This window comes from Alteromonas sp. 5NW40-0090 (assembly GCF_057552975.1).
Genome location: NZ_BAAJLT010000012.1, coordinates 89,177 through 108,566, shown reverse-complemented (window position 1 = coordinate 108,566; position 19,390 = coordinate 89,177). Strand labels below are relative to the sequence as shown.

The 19,390-nt window shown below is 45.3% G+C and carries 14 protein-coding genes; 9 read left to right on the top strand and 5 right to left on the bottom strand.

The genetic code is table 11. The features are described 5' to 3' along the window. The first annotated feature begins 115 nt into the window (after positions 1–115). Together prsK and prsR are read left to right on the top strand one after the other, a co-directional pair. Positions 116–2,188, top strand: a complete 2,073-nt coding sequence (prsK, locus tag AC27KT_RS15445) for an XrtA/PEP-CTERM system histidine kinase PrsK (RefSeq protein ID WP_487131412.1) — start codon at positions 116–118, stop codon at positions 2,186–2,188. An 80-nt stretch (positions 2,189–2,268) separates the two neighbouring features. Then, complete coding sequence (gene prsR, locus AC27KT_RS15440) at positions 2,269–3,630, top strand: PEP-CTERM-box response regulator transcription factor (RefSeq protein WP_487131410.1); 1,362 nt, start codon at positions 2,269–2,271, stop codon at positions 3,628–3,630. A 120-nt stretch (positions 3,631–3,750) separates the two neighbouring features. Here prsR and AC27KT_RS15435 read toward each other — a convergent pair whose 3' ends face one another. The 4 genes from AC27KT_RS15435 to AC27KT_RS15420 all read right to left on the bottom strand — a co-directional run bounded on the left by AC27KT_RS15435 (position 3,751) and on the right by AC27KT_RS15420 (position 7,326). Beyond that, positions 3,751–4,068, bottom strand: coding sequence for an ADP-ribosylglycohydrolase (locus AC27KT_RS15435; protein WP_487131408.1), 318 nt, complete (start codon positions 4,066–4,068; stop codon positions 3,751–3,753). A gap of 18 nt (positions 4,069–4,086) precedes the next feature. Beyond that, the gene (locus tag AC27KT_RS15430; protein ID WP_487131406.1) at positions 4,087–6,219 is read right to left on the bottom strand and encodes a diguanylate cyclase; all 2,133 of its coding nucleotides are present in this window, start codon (positions 6,217–6,219) and stop codon (positions 4,087–4,089) included. 128 nt (positions 6,220–6,347) lie between these two features. Beyond that, positions 6,348–6,671: a replication protein RepA gene (locus tag AC27KT_RS15425; protein WP_487131404.1), complete on the bottom strand. Its 324-nt coding sequence runs from the start codon at positions 6,669–6,671 to the stop codon at positions 6,348–6,350. Then, on the bottom strand, positions 6,631–7,326 hold the full coding sequence (locus AC27KT_RS15420; RefSeq protein ID WP_014950447.1) for an AAA family ATPase: 696 nt from the start codon (positions 7,324–7,326) through the stop codon (positions 6,631–6,633). Before AC27KT_RS15420 ends, AC27KT_RS15425 begins: the two co-directional genes overlap by 41 nt. 225 nt (positions 7,327–7,551) lie before the next feature. Here AC27KT_RS15420 and AC27KT_RS15415 point away from each other — a divergent pair, with 225 nt between their 5' ends. The 6 genes from AC27KT_RS15415 to AC27KT_RS15390 all read left to right on the top strand — a co-directional run bounded on the left by AC27KT_RS15415 (position 7,552) and on the right by AC27KT_RS15390 (position 16,761). After that, positions 7,552–8,292 (top strand): glutathione peroxidase, encoded by a 741-nt coding sequence (locus AC27KT_RS15415; RefSeq protein WP_039218689.1) that lies wholly within the window; start codon positions 7,552–7,554, stop codon positions 8,290–8,292. A gap of 85 nt (positions 8,293–8,377) precedes the next feature. Further along, positions 8,378–9,466, top strand: a complete 1,089-nt coding sequence (locus tag AC27KT_RS15410; protein WP_487131401.1) for an alpha/beta hydrolase — start codon at positions 8,378–8,380, stop codon at positions 9,464–9,466. 253 nt (positions 9,467–9,719) lie between these two features. After that, positions 9,720–10,163 (top strand): hypothetical protein, encoded by a 444-nt coding sequence (locus AC27KT_RS15405; protein ID WP_487131399.1) that lies wholly within the window; start codon positions 9,720–9,722, stop codon positions 10,161–10,163. Between the two features lie 187 nt (positions 10,164–10,350). Next, positions 10,351–11,745: a TolC family protein gene (locus AC27KT_RS15400; protein WP_487131397.1), complete on the top strand. Its 1,395-nt coding sequence runs from the start codon at positions 10,351–10,353 to the stop codon at positions 11,743–11,745. Positions 11,746–11,750: 5 nt separating this feature from the next. Beyond that, a complete protein-coding gene (locus AC27KT_RS15395) occupies positions 11,751–13,496 on the top strand; it encodes an efflux RND transporter periplasmic adaptor subunit (protein ID WP_487131395.1) in 1,746 nt (581 codons plus the stop codon). Next, positions 13,489–16,761 (top strand): efflux RND transporter permease subunit, encoded by a 3,273-nt coding sequence (locus AC27KT_RS15390; RefSeq protein WP_487131393.1) that lies wholly within the window; start codon positions 13,489–13,491, stop codon positions 16,759–16,761. Before AC27KT_RS15395 ends, AC27KT_RS15390 begins: the two co-directional genes overlap by 8 nt. A gap of 85 nt (positions 16,762–16,846) precedes the next feature. On the opposite strand, the gene AC27KT_RS15385 is transcribed toward AC27KT_RS15390, so the two are convergent. Beyond that, the gene (locus tag AC27KT_RS15385) at positions 16,847–18,073 is read right to left on the bottom strand and encodes a dipeptidase (protein WP_487131391.1); all 1,227 of its coding nucleotides are present in this window, start codon (positions 18,071–18,073) and stop codon (positions 16,847–16,849) included. A 393-nt stretch (positions 18,074–18,466) separates the two neighbouring features. On the opposite strand from AC27KT_RS15385, the gene AC27KT_RS15380 reads away from it, so the two are divergent. Then, positions 18,467–19,228, top strand: a complete 762-nt coding sequence (locus tag AC27KT_RS15380; protein ID WP_487131389.1) for a SapC family protein — start codon at positions 18,467–18,469, stop codon at positions 19,226–19,228. The last annotated feature ends 162 nt before the right edge of the window (positions 19,229–19,390 follow it).

Here is a 19,390-nt window from a genome sequence, read left to right as displayed (position 1 = left end):
CGCGGTCAATCAAGTGGCCTGTTCTGACATTGTGTCGCTAAAGCAGGGACGTTGCATCAATGCGTATCCCTGTATTTCATCTCCTAAATAAAGATAATAAGGGTGAGATAAAAGGATGATTTCAGATGTAGGCTATGGGTTAAATAGCCTGGCGCACTTAGCCCTTTTATTGCTGTTGTTAACGGTACGCAAACCCGGCGTAGCCAAGCATTTGTTGGTATTGGCAACCACAGCCACCTTTTTATGGTCGACAACCCTGATCACTTCGCTATTTGGGCCTATCTCGCTAAGCTGGTTACTCAGTGCTGACGTGCTTAAGCAGCTCGCATGGCTACTTTTTTTGGCTGGCTGTTTACAGACCAGTTTTAGCAATATCTTCGACGTTCTAAAACGCCCTGTTACGTTAATTATTATTGCACCCGCACTGGCAGCATTGCTAGCCCCTTATCTATTGGTAGTAAATCCTGCGTGGAGCTTTCTTGTACTGATTGTGCTGTCATTAGAAGTTCTTGTACTTCTTGAAGTTGTGTATCGACAAGCGGGGCGTGAGCAGTGGGCGTTTAAGCCCATCATTATTTATCTGGGAGCAACCAACCTGTTTGAGTTCGTTACCTATGCAAACGCTACCATGGTTAACCAGGTCGAAATAGGCTACATAGCTGCACGAGGCTATATTTACTTCTTGTTAATGCCCTTACTCGTCATATCTATCCGACGAATTCATCACTGGGGCATTGATATCTTTATCTCGCGGGACGTGGTGTTGCACAGCTCTCTACTCTTAGTAGCAGGCGGTTATCTTTTCGTGATGGCTGTTGTCGGCTACGCCATAAATTATATGGGAGGCAACTGGGGTGCGACGGTTCAAATCATACTGGTTGTGATGTCATTTGCCTTGCTTGCCACTGTATTCTTGTCCAACGGCTTTCGCACTAAGATAAAAGTATTCATCACTAAACATTTCTTTGCGAATCAGTTCGACTACCGCGTTGAATGGGTGAAATTAACGCAGTGGTTAACGCGCGCTGGGGATACCTCATCAGATGTTTACCACGCTGGCCTAACAGGAATGCTTAACGCCATTCAATATGAATCTGGTCTGCTGTTTAAAGTAACGCAGAATGGCTATGAATGCGTGGCTAAGGCATCACCTATCGCAAACACTGCGTCAACAGATAACAATGAATCGTCAACTGATTCGAAAGAAAACCACGCTACCTGTACAACGTTGGAAACACTTGCAAGTTACAGCGACAAAAATGGCTGGATCATTGATACGGATGCCTACCTCGTCAAACCATTCGATTACGAAGGGTTGAAGCTAGATAGAGACGCACTAAAAGCATGGGGCTACCAACTTTTCGTGCCTTTTTTAAAAGAGGGAAGGCTGTGGGGATTTGCTGTTCTCGCGTCAGGAGACAATGAAAAAATCAGTTTAAATTGGGAAGTGAAAGACTATCTAACCGCCGTTTCTGAGCAAGTGGGCACGTACATGCAGCACCACGAGGCGGCACAAGTGGTAGCAGAAAACGCCCAATTTGCTGCATTCAATCGAATGTCTGCATTCGTTTTACATGACTTAAAAAATGTACTAGCTCAAGTCGACCTTATTCTTGCCAATGCTCAACAGCATAAACACAACCCTGAATTTATCGAAGACACCTTCGAAACCTTGGAGCATACTAAGGCAAGAATGGAAAAAATGCTCAAGCAGCTGACTGATAAGAAGGCCGTTGAAGAAGGTGTAAACTCAGAATTCTTGATTTCGGACCTAGCCAAGGATGTGGTCAACAATCGTTGTTCAGGTATACGTCCGCTACCAACAGTTCATGTGCTAAAAGAAACGGCCGTGACGGTTGATAAGGATAAGGTAGCAAACGTGCTTTATCATTTAATCAGCAACGCTCAGCAGGCGACCGCAGATGACGGAGAAGTCGACGTGGTGATTACTGCGAATTCTGACAGCAAAACGCAGCTAGTTTTGATAGAAGATACAGGGTCAGGTATGGATAAAGCGTTTATTGAAGAGCGCCTATTTAAGCCATTTGATACCACGAAAGGCAATGCAGGAATGGGAATAGGTGCATATGACGCAAAAACATATATCGAGTCTATCGGTGGCAAACTGACTGTTCAAAGTGAACCTGGACGCGGTAGCTGTTTTACGCTGTATTTTCCGATAGGATAGGGTACATAACTAAAAAGTGGATGAAGCATTATCAAATCCACTCCCTTTCGATGGATGAAGAAGAATAATAGGATGATGAAATGACCGATACCATTTTGGTAGTAGATGATGATTTAGGTATCCAAAAGCAACTTAAATGGAGTCTTACCGATTACAACGTTGTTTTTGCAGACGATCACACATCTGCCATAGCCCAGCTCCGTCGTTTTGAACCTAAGGTTGTCACCCTAGATTTAGGGCTTCCGCCAGACCCAGCTAATGCGTCGGAAGGTTTGCGTATTCTTCACGATATCATTGCGCTAGCGCCGAGAACTAAGGTGATCGTGGTGACTGGCAACAGTGATAAGCAAAATGCGCTTAAAGCCATTGATTTTGGTGCCTATGATTTTTATCAAAAGCCTATCGATTCGGACACCATTAAACTGTTGGTCAATCGTGCTTTGAATTTGTCGAAGCTGGAGCATGAGAACAGCATTTTATCGCGCACCCGTTCAGGCATGTCGAGGATCGTCGGCAATAGCGAGGCTATTCAAAAAGTCGTGCGCCGGGCCGAGAAAATTGCTAATACCGATATCAGCACTTTACTGCTTGGTGAAAGTGGTACAGGTAAAGAAGTATTTGCGCGCAGTATTCATGAACACAGTCCAAGAAAAGATAAACCATTTGTGGCGATTAATTGTGCATCAATACCCGAGAACTTGTTAGAAAGTGAGTTGTTTGGTTATGAAAAAGGGGCGTTCACTGGCGCGAATAAAACCACCATAGGTAAAATTGAAACCGCGCAAGGCGGTACCTTGTTTCTCGATGAAATAGGGGACATGCCAATAGGGTTACAAGCTAAGATGCTCCGCTTCTTGCAGGAGCGAGTGATAGAGCGCGTGGGCGGGCGCAATGAAATTCCTGTTGATATAAGGGTTATCTGTGCGACTCACAGAGATTTGCAGGCCATGGTAGCGCAGGAAACTTTTAGAGAAGATTTGTATTATCGAGTAGGTGAAATGCCCATTGTAATCCCGCCGTTGCGTGAACGAGATCAAGATATCATTTTGCTGGCCCGTACCTTCTTGAACATTTACCGCGCAGAGTTTAAAGCTAAGGCCAAAAGCTTCTCTGAAACCGCTGTTAATGCCATGTTAGCTCACAAATGGCCGGGTAACATTCGTGAAATGCAAAATAAACTCAAGTCAGCGGTAATTATGGCCGAAGGTACAGTCATTCAACCTGATGACTTAGGGCTAATGCCAGTAGGTGCCGTTGATGAGCCTGAAACGTTGAACCTACGCGAAGTGCGAGAGATTGCAGAGAGTAGAGCTATTCGCAGGGCCTATCAAAAAGCAGATAAAAATATGTCTAAAACGGCAGAGCTGCTTGGCGTTACGCGGCCAACATTATATTCGCTTATTGATAAATATCACATGGAAGATATTAAAAGTAGCGATTAAAGGCAGATAATTGCACCTGCCACTACGAGTGCTTAATAACTGGGATGAATGATTTTTACCCCAGTTATTAAGCCGTTAAGAACATGTATTATGCTAGCTAAACACTATATGCAAGGGTTTTTAAAGCATAAACTGGCGATGTGGTTCCGCTAGCGCGTCGTGACCCGTAAATGTCACTTCAAGTCGTACTTTATTTGGATTAAGTTCTACAAAAATGACGCTTGCACACACATTACATACGTGATGCGTTTCACCGTTAGCTTCATGTAATTTGGCTAACGAGAAAGGAGCACAGTCGATAACAAGCCTTTCTTTTTCAACTGTCATACTCAGTTTACTGGTATCTGTTTGAGTCAGAGTTTCATTGTCGGCTTCTAATTCATCCAGGTGTTCAATTTCATATTGAATGGCTTGACAGTAACAGCTTCCTCTATACATATGTCACTTCCTCTACTGCTATTTATCGAGGGTATCTGGCCACTTGATACTCGCCACATTGTTAAATGATGTGGCAATTCTTGAACCAGGAAAATTGAATTTAGTATCTAACAACGTTGGATGCGCTCTAGGGCTTGTTAGTGTTTCTATAACACCTACCCATCCGTTACGGCCAGAAAGTTTAGTGGCGTAAAGCGCATAATCTACTACAGCAAACGTTCGCTTCCATGCAGCATCAAAATCATCCTCTTTGTCAGGAGGAAGCAATGAGAAACCAATACTACAGGTAATATTGATGGGAGCTTCTTTGCCAATATCAAAAGACGTGCGAGCCACCATTTCTCGACAGCGCTCAGCCAATTCTGGCAGTTCTTCTCTATTAGATTGGCGACATACGACTAAGAATTCTTCACCGCCCCATCGAATAATAAGATCGGTCTGTCGGAATACTTCTTTTAATACGTTAGCGAATGCTGATAACACCTTGTCACCCGCCATATGGCCGTAATCGTCGTTGATACGTTTAAAGTGGTCGATATCGATAAGCAGGCAGAGTAAGTCTTGTTTCGCTTTATTAGCATATGTATTTTGTTTTGCTGAAAATTGACTGCGCCTAATTTCACCCGGTAGTTGTGACTCAAGGTAGTGCCTGTTGTACAAACCCGTTAACGGATCGCGCAGGCTTACCTCTTCTAGCGTCTTGTAGGCTCTTTCTAACTCTTGATTTTTTTCTTGGAGGGTCAACGTTTGCTGTCTAACTTCTCGGCGCAGAATAATGGTTTGCTGGCGCTGTTTGTATCGACTCCAGACTAAAAATGTCAGTAACAGAGCTGCTAAGGATACACTCCAAAACAAGGTGGTTTGTAAGTTTTCACGCTCAGCTTGAGCAAGCACAAGCTGCTTCGATTCTTCTAACTTTTCTAGCGTGCGAGACTGGCGCACAAGTTCGATTTCAGCCTGAAGCCCTTCTATGGCGGACTTGTTTTCTGAGTCCAGCAACCTTTCACGCAACTGTTGAATAACTGATTGAATGTCCAGCGCTTTTTTAAATTCCCCAAGCGAAACAAAAGCACTAAGCTGTATTGCTAGAAAACTCAACTGCCCCCGAATGTCCCTATTTTTTCGCGCATCAATAGTACCCGTGCGTGCTTCTGCTAAAGCCAGTTCAAAGCTCTGCTCTTTCATGTAAGCTTGCGAAAGGGCCAGCCGTCCCTCTTTCATTAATTTGGCTTGCCCTGATGAACGTGCAAACTGCATGGCTTCTTTTAACAGTTCCCTGCCTTTTGTAACATCGCCACTTTCTACAAGTGCGTTACCTAATAGCATTTTTGCTTGTGCGATTGCACCAACGTCATCGGTAGAAAGTAGTAGGGTCAAAGCGTCGTTGATAGTCTCTATGGCTTGGTTAATATCACCTGCTTTCAGTGTTAATGCACCCATACGTGCTTTTATGATACCAAGTAGCCTAGGCGTCCCCGTGTTTTCAATGCTATCAAATGCATCTTCGTAATAGGTATGGGCCAGAGCCGCCTGGTTGAGTAAACTATAAATGTCGCCAATACGGAGAAGCGAGAGGCTCATTTCATTAGCCATTTTATTTTCACGGAAGTAACGCAGGGCTTGTTTTAACGGCTCAAGAGCGGTTTCTATTTCCCCTTGGTCTTGGTGAATTATGCCAAGTTCAAGGTTTAATCGTGCTTTTAAGAGGTCGTCTTGTTCAATTTGTGCAATAGACATGGCACGCCTGACATAAGTCATTGCCACGGCGTAATTTGATAGATGCCTTTCAGAAATAGCAAGCTGAAGAAGAGTTGACGCCATTCTACTAAGCTTACCCTCAACGGTGTAGCGCTCTAGCGCAGCGTTAAAGATAGCTTTTGATACTTCAAAGCGAGATGCGTTTTGAAGAAGCTGACCGAGTGATGAAAAAGCATCGGCAGACATCTGCTGTTGTTGCAAGGCTTGCTCTAACAATAAAAGTGCCTTGCTGTCAGCATCAATGTATTTTTTAGCCTTTAAAAGGTTTTCAACGTTTGTGATTTCGCTATTAATTAGATTGAGGGCTATTGCCGGTTTAATCGGCACAAGATACATCGCAAATAGTAGGGCACACAATAGCACGCGCACTGTGCTCAATCCTCCACTGCCCATTCTGTTGTATCTCCTATACGCTGTCAGAATATACTGTTACTGAGTATCTCAAGGGGCTCTCGCCCTAGCAACATTACTATTGTGAAGAATAAAACGTTTTTAATATGTATTTGGATTTATACTTTAGTCTAATTTTTGCTGTTTTTTTCAATCCACTCTCGAATCAGTGCAGACTTGGCTTTACCTGTCTTTTTGGAAATATTTGCAAGTTTTTCAATACATTGCGGTGTTAATGTAAAAGTAGCATGTCGCATACCCTCTGGTTTAGCTGGTTTTCTTATCGGTACAACGCAATCTGTGCGCATGCTTTTTAATTCGTTTTTAGCCGCCGATGATTGCTTTTTCTCAACTTTACCCTGTGCATAAAGCAATGCATCATCGATAAAATCTTCTACAGAGCGAAGGTTGGGCTTAGCTAACGGCTTCGACTTTTTGAGGCTGAGTAAACTCATAAGCGTCCTCCACTTTGCCAGCTAATAACTCTTCAAACAGGGTTCTTATTTCTGTAGCCGCCTTGCCCTCTGGCTCACTTTCAATAACTGACTGTCCCGACTCTTCCGAGTCGTCATACATGTTTCTACTAAAAGTGACAGAGTTCAGGACAGGTATACCAAATGAACGACACACTTCTTTTGCCTCAAGAATACGATTTGCCAGGCTGGGAAGAGAAGGGCATTGTGTGATAACAAAAGCAGCGTTCATTTTTGGGTTAACCATCTTACAGGTAGACAATATATCTTCCATGTGAGGCACTGTTTTTAGGTCGCGACGCTTAGGTCTAAGTGGAATAAGTATATGGTCAGCGACCGCCATTGAGGAACGTAAAGCAAGGTTGTCTTGGCCACCGCAGTCGATCACAACGTAATCGTAATACTGACGGAGACTAAGCAATTCGTTACGTATTTTCCCATATAACTGAACGCAATTTATTTCGGCTAGACGAGGGTTAGCTTTGCGTTCCTGTATCCAGTCTGATGTCGTTCGCTGCGGGTCACAGTCAACCATTAACACCTTGGCACCTTTTTCAGTGCGAAGATAAACCGCAATGTTTTGTGCCAGGCAGCTCTTTCCGCTACCGCCTTTTTCTCCACCAACCAAAATAATCATGGTGATAACCCTCGAATATCGCTTATGTTAAAATACTGAGCGTTACGGTGGGTCGTGAATGGTGTCACGACCGTACCTAACCTCGACTAAAAGCATAGGCAGGCTATCAGCTAGGTTCAGCATCAAAATCGATATTAACGAATGTAAGACAATACCTATTGATTTGTGCAAAAACTCATTCTAGTCTTCATATTTCATCAATAAGATTACCGATAAGAGGTTGTTATGTCAGAAAGTCGCTTTACTTCTAAAGAAGGCCAAAAAGTACCAAGCGTGTCATTTCCATGCCGAGAAGGGGATGCATGGGTAACGAAAACGACAGATGAATTATTTTCTGGCAAAAACGTGGTGGTATTTTCCTTACCTGGTGCATTTACACCCACGTGTTCCTCTACTCACTTACCACGTTATAACGCATTAGCGAAAAAATTTGCGAAACACGGTATTGATGACATTGTTTGTGTATCGGTGAACGATACTTTCGTGATGAACGCATGGGCCGCAGATCAGGAAGCCGCGAACATTACGGTTATTCCCGATGGAAATGGTGAATTCACCGACGGCATGGGTATGCTGGTAGATAAAGCGGACCTAGGCTTTGGCAAAAGAAGCTGGCGTTATTCAATGCTAGTGAAAGACGGCGTGGTAGACAAAATGTTTATTGAGCCTGACGTTGCCGGCGACCCGTTTGAAGTGTCAGATGCAGATACCATGCTGGCTTACATTGCGCCAGAAGAGCAAACTAACGCACCCGTTTCTATTATCACAAAACCGGGTTGTCCTTTCTGTGCTAAAGCGAAAAAACTGCTTGATGAAAAGGGCTACGAGTACGAAGAAATCGTGTTGGGCAAAGATGCTTCATTAACCAGCTTAACGGCGATTAGTGGTCGCGAAACCGTACCGCAAGTTTTCATTGGCGGTAAACACATAGGTGGTTCTGACGACCTAGAGGTTTACTTTAGCTAACGTAATATACGTATTAATCGTCACAAGAAACGGGAGCATGGTAAACTGCTCCCGTTTTTTTATTAATTATCCGTAGCGGAGAATAATGGTGTCATCGAAGTTTTTTGTAAAAATGCTCATAGGTATTGTTGCGCTTTTAGGTGCAAATATGGCTATAGCCGCAAATTTATCTATACCCGATACTAGCGGAATGAAAAGCAGAAGTTTTTCAGATCTTCAAAATCAGTTCAAAGCATTTTACGAAAAAGAGTGGGGCCAAACCCAGCCGTGCAGAGAAACAGCACTCAATCGCTTTTCTGTTTGCAGCAACGTATTGCGCAATGAAGGCAACTCACCTTTCATGCTGACCAATAAATCAAGCAGCAAGGTGGCAGTGCTTATCCACGGCCTAAGCGATTCGCCTTTCTTCATGCGTGAAATCGCCAACATCTTGTTTGACCAGGGGTTTACTGTGGTCGTGCCGCTTTTACCTGGGCATGGAAAGCGAGACGCCAATGACGATATGTCTGACTGGGATTTAGCAGAGCGCTGGCAAAGGCATGTTGATGAAGTCATTAAATTGGCTGATGGCATGGGTGATACCTTACTTGTAGGTGGATTCTCTACAGGTGGTGCACTGGCGGTTGAACATTATTTAGACAATGCCAATAACGAAGTAAATAATATCGATGGTCTTATGTTATTTTCTGGCGCGCTGGCGCTGTCTGATAACGCTGAAAGTATGTCTCGCATTTGGGGAATTAAACTTTTAGCTAGAATCATAGATGGAAGTTATCAAACCCATGGTCCTAACCCGTACAAATACCCTAATGTGGCGGGGTTAGCAGGGCTGGAATTGATGGATTTAATTAACACTATTCGCGACAAAGTCGAAGAAGGTCAGCAAATTGAAGTGCCATTATTTGCCGCTCATTCTCAAGCTGATGTAACCACGCCAATTCGCGGTATAGAGCAGTTAATGGACGCAAGTAAAGGTCCGAATACCTTCTTCGTTATCGATGAATCGTACGGGTTGTGCCATGCAGATTTAGTCGTGAATACAAGCTTGCTCAATAAAATGAATTTCAACGCAAGCATGGTTAATCAGCAGGAAGAATGTGCGGTACCTAAGGTAAACCCGCTGTTCTCGACTATGGGCCTGATGTTGCGTGATTATTTGTCGCAGTTTGAATAAGTTACTGGGGCCTGTTGGCCTTTGATTTACAACAAAGATCAACAGGCCCTGGCTTAGCGACATTAACCGCTGGCTTTACTGGTCGGTGACATCACGCTATTATTTCGTTGCATAATAGACTGTAATTTTCTGAGTAGAGTCTTTGAGAAAGTTTCGGATTGGTTTAACGCGCAAAAGGTATAGGTCGGCGAATGCAAGTTCGTGGGTTTTTACCTTGTTTTTAATGATGGCCCTTGTGTCGTCAGGCAGCGCTGTGTCTATTGAACATTCATTCGAACATGACCATTCAATGTCGGCGATGACTCCACAGTCGGATGCTGCTCATGTTAACCATCGGGTTCAAACCCCTGCGTCTGCTAATACACATTGTCAGCATCAAGAATTGTCGTCACCACAGGCGGATTTAAGTGCTAAAAACAGCATGAGCAAGCCCGCCCAATTCAACAGCGTCCCGGTCAGCGATGCAGGCGTGAATAGCGTGAAAGCATCACAGATGAGCGACATGTCTTGCTGCAAGGATGAGTGTAAATGCCCAGCCGATCACTGTTTTAACTTTAGCACTAGTGCGCTAATTCAGCCTACCGTTGAAACCGAAATATCAGTAGCCAGAATGGCTGCCATTGCGCCTATTCTGGGGCAGAGTACACCTCCTCACTTCGGGCAATTTCGCCCACCTAAATCACTTTTCACAGCATAGATCTATCTCGCGGATGTGTTTTGCCGCAGAGACGTTTTTGATTCAACGAGGTGTCTTTTCGTTTTGAGATGTCTCTACTCTTTTATCTAAATAACGTGTGGTAAGCCTTTTTGCTAATTCTCTTTGTGAAATTTAGCGAAGAGCGGACAACGTCACCACGCCTTGAACACGAAAAGTGATGTTATACATGAGTAACTATTCGGTACCTAAAAAAATGGGCACTGCCAAGCCTAATAAAATAAAGGCCTCGTTCGCTCTATTTTTTGTGCTTTCTTCATTTTTGATGGCTAATAAGCCTGTTGTGGCGCAGACCCTAAGCCTGGAGCAAGCGCTGCAGTTAGCAATACAACACGACCCTTTGCTTGAAGGGAATGTGCACCGCAAGGATCGCTTTAATGCAGAAGCCGAGGCGTCATCATATTGGGCAAACCCTCAGGTTTCAGCGTCTGTACAAAATTTGCCTACCGACGGCTTCGCATTTGACCAAGAGCCAATGACACAATTTAAAGTTGGCTTGAAGCAGCAATTGCCGCGAGGCGATGAAAACTTTTATAGCCAGCAAAAGTATCAAGTTATGGCTGATCAAATGTCGGTAGAGAGCCAAGCGAGAAAGGCGTGGCTTAAGCGTGAAGTCACGCTTGCCTGGTTAAACTGGGTTTACGCAACACGTCGCCTTGGCTTATTAGACAAAGAGAAGCTATTGCTTACACAGCTGCTCGACTTTACCGAATCCAGATACAGCCAAGGCGTTGGTGCAGCGGCGCAGCAAGACATATTGCAAGTGCGCTTGGCATTGTTGTCTTTAGACGATAAATACGTGCAGGCTTATCAGCAAAAAAATGAAGCGAGATCTGCACTTTCAATATGGTTTGGTGCGCCGCTAGATGAATCAGTAAGCGCGCCCCTGACTCATTCAACACAAGACGCCATTGAAGTCGATGCCATATTAAATGGCAGCAACCTTAGTTTCTCTTCGTTCTTGACGGTTATTGAGAGCAGTGAGCCTTTTTCAATACTACAGCATCACCCCGAGGCAACATTACTTAAGATTCAAACCCAGATAGAGGCGCAAAATTTAAATATAGCGCGAGAACAAACTAAATCTCAGTGGGCATTTGAAGCAAGCTATGGATACAGACAAGACGCGCAAAATGGCGCAAGCCGAGCTGATTTTGTGTCATTGGGTGTTCAAGTAGACCTTCCGTTTTTCAATAAGTCTCGTCAAGACGCTTCAATAGCCGCTGCGGCTTCCAAAATGAGTGCGTCTGAAACGGACTTCCGCTTGAAAGTGAACGAGCTTGCCGCGAACGCAGAGGTGCTTAAATCACGCTTGTCAGCGCTAAGTGAGCGCAAAGCGCTTTATGAAACGGCGTTAGTTGGTGAAACACAGCAACTTTCTGAAGCTGAACTGACAGCTTATACCACAGACACCGGTGATATTAGTGATGTTGTCAATGCCAACCTCAAGCAAGTACAGGTACAGGATGATTTACTCAAAATCGACATCGAGCGCGCCAGAACACTGACGTCACTTGCTTATCTGTACCTGCCCACTCTCGCCCATTTTTCGAATAAAGAGTAGTTAATATGACATCTTCGACTCACCCTGCTCCAGATACAAAAAGCACGCTAATAAAAGGTTTGCTAATAGGCCTGCTACTCGGCGGCCTGTTAGCATTCGGCTTGGCCTCACTATTGTTGTCTGATTCATCAAAACACGGAAATGGTGAAAGTGCCCACAGCGGAGTAAACACCCACAGCGACGGAACTAACATCAAAGCCCCTTTATATTGGGTAGCGCCTATGGATGACAGCTATCGCCGTGACAAACCGGGAAAGTCACCGATGGGAATGGATTTGGTGCCGGTATACGCCAATGACGAAGCAACATCTGCGAAAAGTAATGAGCGTACGCCTGGTACCGTAATGATTGCGCCAAATGTACAGCACAATATGGGGGTTAAAATCGCGCCCGTTACCATTGGAACACTTCAACAGACCGTAACGGCGGTGGGCAACGTTGCCTACGATGAAGATAGCATTGTGCACATCCACCCTAGAGTATCAGGTTGGGTCGACAGGCTTTTCATTAAATCCCAAGGTGAGCAGGTAGAAAAAGGACAGGCACTTTATACCCTGTATTCGCCAGAATTAGTTAACGCACAAGAAGAATACGTTTTAGCTCTTAAGCGAGGAGATTCACGTTTAATTCAGGGCGCAGCCGAGCGCCTAAAAACTCTAGGGCTATCAAAGGGCGTTATCGAAGAATTGCAGAAAAGTAGACGGGTAGCACAAACCGTCACATTTAACGCGCCGCAAAGCGGTGTAGTAGAAGCGCTGAATATTCGGGAGGGGTTTTACGTTCAGCCCGGGACAACCTTGATGAGCATCGCACAGCTAGATACGGTGTGGGTGATTGCAGAGGTACCTGAAAAGTTCGCGCAAGTCATAGCGCCTCATAATGGCGCTGTGGTTACCCTCGACGAAACGGACCATGCGTCTGATGCTAAATGGGAAAGTCACGTAGAGTATATTTATCCGTCTTTGTCAGAAACAACCCGAACCTTGAAAGTGCGCATACCGCTAAACAATAACAATCACACGTTAAAGCCCAATATGTTTGCTCACGTTGTAATTACGCCTACTCAACGCAAAGCGGCGTTACTGGTTCCTCGCCGTGCCGTTATTCGCACGGCAGAGGGCGCAAAAGTGGTACTCAGTGATGGCGATGGCAATTTTAAGTCGGTACGCGTAACGCTGGGGCAAAGCGATAGTACACATTTTGAAGTCGTCGAAGGCTTGCTCCCAGAGGATGATGTTGTGGTATCAGCACAATTTTTGATTGATTCAGAGTCGTCGAAAAGCAGTGACTTTGAGCGAATGAAAGCGCCCGATCACCAGGCCACGACAACAGGTACTATTGAGGCAATTGAATTGCCAGCTGACACCGAAACGAATGGCGCTTCGAATAACGCAAAGTTAGTAATCGCTCGCGGGCCGATTGAAAAATGGGGGCGGGGACCTGCGACAATGTCATTTGCGGTATCAAAGCATATTGACTTATCTCAGTTCAAAGAAGGTGACAATATCATGTTCACCTTTGTGACTGGCGAAGAATTCACGGTTATTGATATGCGAAAGCGTAGTGAAAATGCGGTGGACAAGGGCATGGTGCATGACTCAGGTCACAGCAATTATAACCATAATGCGGGCGAGCGGAAGGGCGATGGAGAGCAAAGCGATGCTCACGAGTCAATGGTTCATAAGTCAATGGTTTACAAGTCGGCAGAACAAAAACCGATAAATCATAAGGAGCATATGCACCATGATTGAATCGGTAATTCGCTGGTCGGTAAACAATAGAATACTGGTATTGCTGAGCGCTATTATGCTCAGTATTGCGGGTGTCTGGACGGTGAAAAACACCCCCGTTGATGCTATCCCTGATTTATCTGATGTCCAGGTCATAGTGAAAGTAAACTATCCCGGTCAGTCGCCGCAAGTGGTGGAAGATCAGGTGACGTTTCCTCTCACCTCTGCGCTAATGTCAGTGCCTGGCGCACAGACGGTGCGAGGGTATTCATTCTTCGGCGATGCCTACGTGTATATAATCTTTGATGACGATACCGACATGTACTGGGCTCGAAGCCGAGTTCTGGAATACCTAAGCCAGGCGTCTTCGCAACTTCCAGAAGGCGTGACACCTCAGCTAGGTCCAGATGCTACTGGGGTAGGTTGGGTTTACATTTATGCGTTGGAAAACGATGCTAGTCAGCCAAATGCGCTGGATGCTGGTGAGTTAAGGGCGTTGCAAGACTGGTTCTTGAAGTTTGAGCTTCAGTCAGTTGAAGGCGTATCTGAAGTTGCGTCTGTTGGAGGGATGGTTAAACAATACCAAGTTATTGTCGACCCTGAAAAATTACGTGCCTACAACATTCAGCCATCCATGATAGAAATTGCCCTTAAACGGGGTAACCGCGCGTCAGGCGCTTCGGTTATTGAAATGGCCGAGGCAGAGTACATGGTTAGTGCGCAAAGCTACATTCAGGGCATTGACGACATACTGGCGTTACCCACAGGTGTTATCAAGGACGGCGTTAGCATAACGATTAACGATGTAGCACAAGTGGTAGAAAGCCCGTTGATGCGCCGCGGTATTGCTGAACTAAACGGGAATGGCGAAACCGTGGGTGGCATTATAGTGATGCGCTATGGCGAAAACGCAAAAGCCACTATAAACGCGGTCAAAGCTAAGCTGGATTCATTAAAAGCGAGCCTGCCTGAAGGGGTGAACATAGTCCCCGTTTACGACCGCTCCACCCTTATTGATAAGTCCGTCGATACCCTGACCAATAAGCTGGTGGAGGAACTACTGGTTGTCGGTTTGGTGTGCGCTATCTTCTTGTTTCACTTACGTTCATCTATGGTTGCGCTAATCAGTTTGCCTATTGGTATTCTCGCCGCCTTTATCGTAATGAAGCTGCAGGGACTTAATGCCAACATCATGTCTTTAGGTGGCATTGCGATCGCTATTGGTGCAATGGTGGATGGCGCTATTGTTGTGGTTGAAAATTTACACAAGCACATTCATCAGCATGCTGTTTCATCAAGTCAGGGAGCCTCAGCGAGTCAAACGGATTCAGCAAGTCAAGGCGCTTCGGCAAGTCAAAGGGGGGCAGTGAGTGACCAAACGCGAATATCTATAATATCTGGACCAACATCAACCCCGCTTTCGGCAGCAAAACGTTGGGAACTGGTGATTAAGTCGACCACAGAAGTTGGCCCAGCTTTATTCTTTGCGCTCCTAATTATAACCGTATCCTTTATTCCTGTTTTTGCATTGGAGGCGCAAGAAGGGCGTCTTTTTGCGCCTCTTGCCTTTACCAAAACCTATGCCATGGCAGCAGCTGCGGCGCTGGCAATTACTTTAGTTCCTGTGCTGGCGGGTTATTTTGTACGCGGAAAAATACGATCTGAAGCCCAGAACCCGGTAAATAGAGCTTTAGAGCGCGTATATCAACCATTGCTGACACGGTTGCTTAACTACCCACTGCTCACTTTGGCGGGGGCATTTTGCTTGTTGCTTTCCATGTACTGGCCGTTAAGCCAACTAGGTAGTGAATTTATGCCCGAACTGGACGAAGGCGATTTGATGTATATGCCTACAACCTACCCGGGTATTTCAGTGGGTAAAGCCAGAGAGCTTTTACAGCAGACGGACAAGCTTATTGCAACCTTGCCCGAGGTTGAAACGGTATTCGGGAAAATTGGACGCGCAGATACGGCCACAGACCCTGCACCATTGACGATGATTGAAACCTTCATTCAGCTTAAACCGAAAGCGCAGTGGAGGGAGGGCATGACCACTGAAAAGCTCAAAGGAGAGCTTAACGCTCTGGTGCAATTTCCAGGGTTGACCAATGCGTGGGTAATGCCAATTAAAACTCGTATCGACATGTTGGCAACCGGGATAAAAACACCTGTTGGGATCAAGGTTGCGGGGCCTGAACTTGCGGGCATTGAAGCCATCGGAAAGGATATAGAGACACTGCTTAAAGACCTGCCCAACACAGCATCAGTATATGCTGAGCGGGTGGTAGGTGGCCGCTACGTTTATATCGATATCGACAGGCAGTTGGCGGCGCGTTATGGCATGACGATAGACGATGTTCACAGTATTGTGGGCTCGGCGGTGGGCGGCAAAGTGGTTACGCAGTCAGTGGAAGGGCGTGAGCGTTTTCCTATCGCCATGCGTTTTTTACAGCACTACCGCGATACGCCTGAATCTTTAGCATCCATGCCTTTCGTCACGCCAAGCGGTGTTCACATTACCCTTGGAGATGTGGCAACTGTGCGTATTGACGACGGGCCGGCGGGGATTAAAAGCGAGAATGCCCGATTAAATGGATGGGTATACATTGATATCTCGTCAGACTCGGCCACAGGTATTGACTTGGGGGGCTATGTAGATAGCGCGAAACGTCATTTATCACAGAACCTTGATTTACCCACTGGATACTCTATTACGTGGGCGGGGCAGTTTGCTTACCTTGAGCGCGCGAAAGCAAAACTGTCGGTGGTTATACCGCTAACGTTAGCCATTATCTGCCTTTTGCTTTATCTGGCATTCAAACGCCTTCGCGATGTGGCACTCATACTCGCTACCTTACCGTTGGCGCTGGTGGGCAGCGTATGGTTGCTTTACCTTCTTAATTTTAATCTGTCGGTGGCGGTAGGTGTTGGGTTTATTGCCTTAGCAGGTGTAGCGGTAGAAATAGGCGTTATCATGCTGGTCTATCTAAACCAATATGTATCAGACGCACTTACTAAGCACGCAACAGAAAGTGGCAACACCAAAAAAGATGAGCTTGTTAAAACGGCTATTGTCCATGCTGCATCGGCGCGACTTCGCCCTGTTATGATGACATCGCTTTCTATTATTGTGGGCTTATTACCTGTTCTTTATGCCACTGGAACCGGTAGTGAGGTGATGCAGCGAATTGCGGCGCCTATGGTAGGCGGTATGGCGAGTGCACTGGTATTAACGCTGTTGGTATTGCCTAGCGCGTTTTACTTAATTGTGTCACGCAAAAAATAATAGAATTGAAAGTACAATAGCGTAGATGAAGCATGGGGAAGCGATAATACGCTTCCCTACGCTACATTTTTAAAGCGTTGCGCGACTAGAGCGCTGCCGCATGATCTTTCGCATAATCCTCAACTTGTTGCCAAACACGCATAAGGTTTCCGCTCAATATCTTTTCAATGTCGGTACGGCTATAACCTCTATCCAGCAATCCTTGTACTAGGTTTGGAAAACTCGCCACGTCTTTAAGCCCAATGGGTAATGAGTCACCTACACCATCATAGTCTGAACCAATACCTACATGATCAACACCAATCAGTTTTACCACGTGATCGATATGGTCAAGCACTTCATCAAGGGTTGAATAAGGGTATGGCACTTCTTTGCGATAATTCTCTTCAAAGTTCTCTAGCTTAGGGCTGTCTTCGCCTTCTTTTTCAACCAAGGCTTTGCGCGCTGCAGTAAGGCCACTACGCCACTTGCCAGCTTCTTTAGATACAAAACTAGAACCAAAGTTAATCATAATAACACCACCATTTTCGCCGAGTTTTTTGATCATCTCGTCGTCCATGTTGCGCTCAAAACCGGGGGTAAAGCGGCGCAGTGAAGAGTGCGATGCTATAACTGGTACCTTTGTTAACTCAATAACTTGGTAAAAGGCGTCGTCAGACACATGGGAAATATCTAGCATGATGCCAATGTTGTTCATTTCGCCCACTAAGGTTTTGCCAAACGGGCTAAGGCCTTTCCATTTTCTGCGCAGGTCATACGAAGAGTCAGAAATGTGGTTAGCTTGACTATGAGCAAGGGTAATGTAGCGAATCCCGCGCTCGTAAAAAGCCGATAGGTTCGCCAGATCACCTTGAATAGGCGAACCATTTTCCATGCCCATTGGAAGTGAAATTAACCCTTTTTCAAATTGGGCTTTTACGTCAGAAGGGCTTTTAGCAATGGCAAATTTATCAGGTGCACGGGCAACAATGGCTTCTACTGAATCGATGAGCTCATGGGCAAGCTGCGTAGATTCTGGAGAGTTGTCTAAACTAGCAGGCACGTAAATACTCATAAAAGGGGCGTTCAAGCCACCAGTTACTGCACGAGGGTAGTCAAAGTCGCCGTCCTGCGTGGCTTTAGTGACATCAACCCACTTTTCCTTAACTCGATAAGGTACATCGATGTGACCATCAACAATAATAGTTTCTTGTGCGATCTTGATAGCTTTTTCAGATGCTGAATAAGTAGAGGTCTCAGCAAGTACAGAGTGTGAAGCAACAAGCGCAGAGATAAGTAATGCGCAAGATGAGAGTGGGAAGCGCCCCTTCATAGAAAATCCTTATTTTGTTTTTTTATCGCTTAGGTCAACAACCGCTAACTTAATAGCATTACGAGACTAAAGGATAATGCACACCGCGACAATAGGCTTTTACTTGCTATGCATTTACCTCAGATTGCTCTCGTTAACCCATAAATTGGTCGATATTGCTCATTTTTAGAGCGCTTGTGCTTGTTTACTTCAAGTTTACATTGCAATAAAAATTTAAAACTTGTTATGGTGAAGACTGCGTGACTTCATTGCGCGAATACGGGATACTCCCAAGCGCTCCGCCAATTATCGATGACTACTATGCATCAGCGCGGCCGACGTAATTTTTTAGTGGCACCCGCTCTTCTCACATAATCAAGCCGGGGCCACAGCTAACAAGTATGAGAAATAAATATGGCTATTAATTTTGTACCGCTAGATAAAGAAAAGCATAAAGACCTAAAGGTTGCGGTAAATACATCTTTCAGCTTTGCGAAAAATACACACCTTGCAGCAGCAACGATCCGTGAATTTGCACAACTAGCAGCCACTATGCCGCTAGTGTTCATTGAAGACACTACATCAAAGCGTCACCACGTTGTGACTATGCTTGGTATGGAACAAGGTCAAAACCTTTTTCTAACTGGCGACAGCTGGAAAGGCCCTCACGTTCCAATGAACATCCTTCGCTATCCATTCGACGTGCGTCCAGACGGCGACAAGCTTGGCGTTTACATTGATGAAAACTCTGACCTTATTTCTGACGAAGGCCAAGCGCTATTCACTGAAGCTGGTGAAGCAAGCGAGTTCCTAGATAATCGTCAGAAATTCCTAGCAGACCTTGCGAATAGCGAAATGTTAACTCAGCGCTTTGTTGCAAAAGTCGTTGAACTGGACCTTCTTGACCCAATTCAAATTCGCCTTACTTACCAAGATGGTAAACAGCGCAATGTTACTGGCATGATGAGCATCAATGAGAAGAAGCTTCTTGAGCTGCCAGAAGAGCAGGTGCTTGAGCTACACAAGCAAGGCTTCCTAGGTGCTATCTACGCAGTAATGATGTCTGTTGGTCAGCTAAACCGCCTTGTTGAGCTTTCTAACGACACAGAAAACCCAATTCGCAGCATGCAGCTTTCAGCGGTTAAAGCTGACGCTGAAGCGGCACCAAAAGCTTAATAGCTTCTCAATTCTGAATACCAAAAACCCGCTTAACAGCGGGTTTTTTTATGTCTTTTGCACTCGTTCAGACTTCGTCATGTTTCGTTCAGAAATCGTTAAGTTTTAATATCTTATCTTATGCGGGCTGGTTATTACAGTTCCCAACACATTTTTAAGGAC

Coding starts and splice junctions, on each gene's coding strand:
- AC27KT_RS15420 (WP_014950447.1), bottom strand. CDS start 7,326: ATGATTATTTTGGTTGGTGGAGAAAAAGGCGGTAGCGGAAAGAGCTGC.
- AC27KT_RS15430 (WP_487131406.1), bottom strand. CDS start 6,219: ATGGGCAGTGGAGGATTGAGCACAGTGCGCGTGCTATTGTGTGCCCTA.
- AC27KT_RS15435 (WP_487131408.1), bottom strand. CDS start 4,068: ATGTATAGAGGAAGCTGTTACTGTCAAGCCATTCAATATGAAATTGAA.
- prsK (WP_487131412.1), top strand. CDS start 116: ATGATTTCAGATGTAGGCTATGGGTTAAATAGCCTGGCGCACTTAGCC.
- AC27KT_RS15395 (WP_487131395.1), top strand. CDS start 11,751: ATGACATCTTCGACTCACCCTGCTCCAGATACAAAAAGCACGCTAATA.
- AC27KT_RS15390 (WP_487131393.1), top strand. CDS start 13,489: ATGATTGAATCGGTAATTCGCTGGTCGGTAAACAATAGAATACTGGTA.
- AC27KT_RS15410 (WP_487131401.1), top strand. CDS start 8,378: ATGGTGTCATCGAAGTTTTTTGTAAAAATGCTCATAGGTATTGTTGCG.
- AC27KT_RS15425 (WP_487131404.1), bottom strand. CDS start 6,671: ATGAGTTTACTCAGCCTCAAAAAGTCGAAGCCGTTAGCTAAGCCCAAC.
- AC27KT_RS15380 (WP_487131389.1), top strand. CDS start 18,467: ATGGCTATTAATTTTGTACCGCTAGATAAAGAAAAGCATAAAGACCTA.
- AC27KT_RS15400 (WP_487131397.1), top strand. CDS start 10,351: ATGAGTAACTATTCGGTACCTAAAAAAATGGGCACTGCCAAGCCTAAT.
- AC27KT_RS15415 (WP_039218689.1), top strand. CDS start 7,552: ATGTCAGAAAGTCGCTTTACTTCTAAAGAAGGCCAAAAAGTACCAAGC.
- AC27KT_RS15385 (WP_487131391.1), bottom strand. CDS start 18,073: ATGAAGGGGCGCTTCCCACTCTCATCTTGCGCATTACTTATCTCTGCG.
- prsR (WP_487131410.1), top strand. CDS start 2,269: ATGACCGATACCATTTTGGTAGTAGATGATGATTTAGGTATCCAAAAG.